This window comes from Treponema sp. (assembly GCF_017430385.1).
GTDB lineage: Bacteria > Spirochaetota > Spirochaetia > Treponematales > Treponemataceae > Treponema_D.
Map to the genome: position 1 here is coordinate 1 of NZ_JAFRNB010000013.1, position 4208 is coordinate 4208.

Annotated in this window: 6 protein-coding genes; 5 read left to right on the forward strand and 1 reads right to left on the reverse strand. The window is 42.5% G+C overall.

What is annotated here, in order from left to right:
* Positions 1-229 precede the first annotated feature (229 nt).
* Positions 230-607 carry a hypothetical protein gene (locus tag IJJ71_RS00850; protein WP_296844757.1) on the forward strand — a complete coding sequence of 126 codons (378 nt, stop codon included), beginning with the start codon at positions 230-232 and terminating at the stop codon, positions 605-607.
* A gap of 10 nt (positions 608-617) precedes the next feature.
* Positions 618-740 (forward strand): hypothetical protein, encoded by a 123-nt coding sequence (locus tag IJJ71_RS00855; protein ID WP_296844758.1) that lies wholly within the window; start codon positions 618-620, stop codon positions 738-740.
* A gap of 124 nt (positions 741-864) precedes the next feature.
* On the opposite strand, the gene IJJ71_RS00860 is transcribed toward IJJ71_RS00855, so the two are convergent.
* Positions 865-1509, reverse strand: coding sequence for a hypothetical protein (locus IJJ71_RS00860; protein WP_296844759.1), 645 nt, complete (start codon positions 1507-1509; stop codon positions 865-867).
* 54 nt (positions 1510-1563) lie between these two features.
* Between IJJ71_RS00860 and IJJ71_RS00865 the strand changes: the two genes are divergently transcribed.
* The 3 genes from IJJ71_RS00865 to IJJ71_RS00875 all read left to right on the forward strand — a co-directional run.
* Positions 1564-2193, forward strand: a complete 630-nt coding sequence (locus tag IJJ71_RS00865) for a DUF4230 domain-containing protein (RefSeq protein WP_296844760.1) — start codon at positions 1564-1566, stop codon at positions 2191-2193.
* A 49-nt stretch (positions 2194-2242) separates the two neighbouring features.
* On the forward strand, positions 2243-3553 hold the full coding sequence (locus IJJ71_RS00870) for a GGDEF domain-containing protein (RefSeq protein WP_296844761.1): 1311 nt from the start codon (positions 2243-2245) through the stop codon (positions 3551-3553).
* A gap of 14 nt (positions 3554-3567) precedes the next feature.
* Positions 3568-4208 (forward strand): ABC transporter permease (locus tag IJJ71_RS00875; RefSeq protein WP_296844762.1); only part of this gene is annotated, 641 nt, incomplete at its 3' end.

A 4208-nucleotide genomic window follows, 5' to 3' on the forward strand; every position in this document is an offset into this window, starting at 1 on the left:
AACAATGAATTTCAAAATTGACTTGTGGGACGCAGACAAAAAGTAAGGGGGGACTCCTTTGGGGAGATTCCTTGCTTTTTGTCGTCGCTGGGACCCGCAAGGCAATTTTGCAAAGCAAATTATTTCTCATTTTGGAGTTTTTATGGCTGGAGCTATTGTATTGATTGCCATCTTTGTCGTGACGACCGTGTGTTGCATTATTTTCTTTAGATAACGACAAGGATTTTATATGAAAAAATTTTTCTCCCCGCAAATTCTTAGGGAGAACAATGATTTGTTCGCATCGCTTATTGATTTGATTGACTCAAACTACATTCGGGACAAAAAACAGATTCTTTCTGATATTTTGTTTCGTGAGTCTTTGAAGGGCGGAAAATCGACTTCTTTTGGAAGGGTTTTCGTTCATACGGCTCGCACAAGCGGAATCTCTGCATTTTGCTTTGCTTGCAGTCAATCTCTTGATGGGCGTCTTGAAATTCTTCTTTTGTGGAATGAAATGACTGAGCATATCCTTGATAAACTTTCGAAAATCTCACATTTCCTGCAGAAATCCGCAGAGAAAAATTTTTCATGCGGGCAAATCATTTGTGAACTTAAAAAATTATAGAGGTGATTTTATGTTATTCGGACTTTTGGCTATTGTTTTAATCGTTGTTTCTGCTGTCATCTTTTCGATTCTCGGAGTTGCCGTTGACAACTTCGGCGACAAGTGCATCGAAATGATTGACAGAAAGAAATAATTCATAAAAAGCTAACCACAGATTACACAGATATATACAGATTTTTATTTTAATCTGTTAATCTGTGCCTATCTGTGGATGAAAAACTATGAATGCTCCTGGGGCTTTTGCTTCAGGGGCTTTTTTATTTGCTTACTGTCCGGAACTTACCGATTACTTCTTTTGTAAGGAAGATTTTTTCGATGCCGAATGAGCGCAGGTTTTCATTCCAGTTGATTGCAACGCACAGACCTGTTTTGCCAGTTTTGAAACTTTCCTTGTTTTCGTTGTAAATTGACTTTAGCTCGGTCTTGCAATTCTTTTTGAGCTGTCGTGCGAATCCTTCAAGAAGGAACTGAGCCACGAAATCCTTTAGGACTTCACTTTGGAAATAATTGATTTTATGCTTTGTGTCGATGGTCATTCCTGAGAGCGCGCCGAACAAAAAAGAATCGAATTTGATGTAAGCCTTTGCCCTGCCGAATTTTGCCTCGTATACAAAGTCGTTGTCGGTGAGCGTATCGAAAAATTCATCGATGTTCTGCTGCTCAAGAGAAGTGATTGTGAGCTTACGGATTTTTGGTTCCCCAAATTTCTTGCGAAGGGAAAGCTTGAAGTATTTGTAGACAAGTTTGCACATATCACGGACTTCGTTCAGCTGTGCTTCGGAGAGAAAATTTTTTACTTTGTACTGCTTTTTTGCGACCGGCTCACTAGGCTTTGAGTCTCTTTGAATGCCGAGAAGCTTGTCAACTTCTGATTGTGAGAGGGCTACCTGATTGTTTTCCATAAAATATAGTGTATAATATGTTAAAATAAATTTAAAGAAAAATCGGAGTCCAAAATGAAAAAAGAAAACAAGAAGGGTGCGAACGGTTCAAAGATTTCAAAGATTTTAGGCGCAATTTTCGGGAGAATTTTCGCGAAGATTTTTCTGATTGCAGTTCTTGGCGCGGCTTTATTTTTTGGCGGAAAATACGGTTGGATGAAGCTGGGCGAAATCAAGACTGAAAAAAGCTCGGCCATTGTTTTCCGGGAACTTGAAAAGTGTGCCGAGCTTGTCTCCGTCAAAACGACATACTCTGATGTCATCTCAATCAAAAAAACACGGATTGCCGGATTCGCAAAGAGTTTCAGCATCATAAAATACACGGGCGTGATTCGCGGCGGCATTGCTGACATCTCAAAAGCCAAATTTTCTGTTTATGACCGTGGTTCAAGCGTAAAAGTCAGCCTGCCTCATTCTGAAATCCTTTCAAACGACATCTCGAATATCGAAGTTTTTGATGAGAGCAGGAGTATTTTCGTCGAAATCTCAATCAAGGAGATTATGCAGGAAATCCGGTTCAATCAGGAATCTGCCTCGGCTGACATCATCGGAACAGGTTTTTTGGAAGAAGCTGATTCTCAGGCGGCAAAATTAATCGAGTCTTTGCTGTACGCGGCCGGCTTTGATAAAGTTGTTGTCGAATAGGAATTTATCAATTATAATTAAAATAGAATAAAATAAAAAAAGGTGATTAATGAGCAGCTTTATAAGCGAGGACCTGGAGGTTAACGGCAAGAAAAAATCTTCTGACCTAAATTTGCTTAGTTCTTTTCTTGTTGTAATCACTATCCTTATTTTTGCATTTGTAATTATTTTTTCTCGCAGCCTCTATTCAAATTATCTTGCAGTAAAGCTTTCTCTTGAACGGTTTGTTGTCTGTCTTCAAAGTTCCGAGCAAATAAAATCCAGCTCCAACGACCTCACAGAACTTGCCAGAATGTTCGCCGTCAATCATGACGAACGCTTTGCAATCGCCTACATCGAAGAAATAGAAAGCACAAGATCGCAGCAGAAGGCTCTTGAAAACTTAAAGACAGTCTGCTCGGACAAGGATGTTGCGCTCCAGCGGCTTGAAATAGCAATCAAGCAGGCGGCCAGCCTCACCGAAATGGAAATGTACGACATGCGCCTTTGCTACGAAATCATAGCCCAGGATATAAACGATATTCCAGAGCAGTTCCGAAAAATCAATCTCCGGCCAAGCGATAAGGGGCTTTCAAAGACCGAACTTCAGAATCTCGCGCTCAAAAATCTTTTCGGAAACGGCTACATCATTTACCGGAACCGTCTTAACGAAAACTGCCTTTACACAATCCGCACAATCTCAGACGAGGTAAAGCAGGAACTCGACAATAATACGGAAAAACTGGGCAACACAATCGACCGCCTCCGAATCCTCATCCTTGCTTTGCTTGTTGTTAATGCGCTCAGCACAATCGGCCTCAAAGAGTTTAAAAATATCGTACACAATTTCGACAAAATCTACGAATTTGACAGGCGCAAAGTTCAGACTCTTCTCAAAGATGCTGAATATGACGCGCTCACAGGAATCCTTAACCGCCGTTCTTATGATCAGATTTGTGCTGCTTCCGCGGAACAAAAATCCCGGATTGCCCTGCTTCTCATTGACATCGACGATTTTAAGAACATAAACGACACTTACGGCCATGCCGGCGGCGACACGGTTCTCAAGAATTTCGCTTCCATTTTAAAAGACACATTCCGAAACGGAGACTATATTGCGAGAATCGGCGGCGACGAATTTGCCGTAATCCTCACTGATTTCAACACCGAAGGCTTCAAGGTCATCATCGACAAAATAAAATACATAAACAACCAGCTTGAACGGCTCGAAGGCTTCAAAAATGTATCGATAAGCGTCGGAATGTCGTATTGCCGCACAGGTTACAGCGAAGACCTTTTCAATCAGGCGGACAAGGCTCTTTATGCGGTCAAAGATGCCGGCAAAAAAGGCTGCCGGGTTTATGACAGCACCCTCGGATAATTCGGGTAATCTTGATGTTCATTAAAAAAATTACCACGGGAATGGAACGCCGTTACCAGATTTTCACCGTTCTCTCACCAATCTTCATGCTTGGCGAAGTCCTCATGGAGACAACGATTCCGCTCGTGATGGCAACCCTTGTCGATACAGGCATAAAAAATTCTGACATCAATTTCGTTTTCACCCGCGGCCTCCTCATGGTTTTGATGGCAAGTTTTTCTCTTTTCTGCGGGGCAATGTGCGGCCGTCTTTCTTCGGTCGCGGCATTCGGTTTCTCAAAAAATCTTCGCAAAAAACTTTTCGCGAAAGTGCAGGACTTTTCTTTCTCGAACATGGACAATTTCGGCACGGATTCATTGGTCACGCGCCTCACAACCGATGTCACCAGCTTGCAGAACATGTACCAGAACGCAATCCGCACGGCCGTCCGTTCCCCGGTCATGCTCATTTTCGGCACAATCATGGCCACAAGAATCAATTCGCGGCTCGCCCTGCTTTTTTTCATCGTAATTCCTTTTCTTGCGGCAGTTTTGGTCACAATCGTAATCGTAGTTTATCCGCGCTTCCGTGCGATGCTCCAAAAATACGACAGCCTTAACCGCGTGGTGCAGGAAAATCTCATCGCAATCCGCGTGGTCAAAGCGTTCGTCCGTGG

Excerpts from the sequence above, each read along its gene's own strand:
- IJJ71_RS00850 (WP_296844757.1), top strand. The coding sequence starts at position 230 with ATGAAAAAATTTTTCTCCCCGCAAATTCTTAGGGAGAACAATGATTTG.
- IJJ71_RS00855 (WP_296844758.1), top strand. The coding sequence starts at position 618 with ATGTTATTCGGACTTTTGGCTATTGTTTTAATCGTTGTTTCTGCTGTC.
- IJJ71_RS00860 (WP_296844759.1), bottom strand. The coding sequence starts at position 1,509 with ATGGAAAACAATCAGGTAGCCCTCTCACAATCAGAAGTTGACAAGCTT.
- IJJ71_RS00865 (WP_296844760.1), top strand. The coding sequence starts at position 1,564 with ATGAAAAAAGAAAACAAGAAGGGTGCGAACGGTTCAAAGATTTCAAAG.
- IJJ71_RS00870 (WP_296844761.1), top strand. The coding sequence starts at position 2,243 with ATGAGCAGCTTTATAAGCGAGGACCTGGAGGTTAACGGCAAGAAAAAA.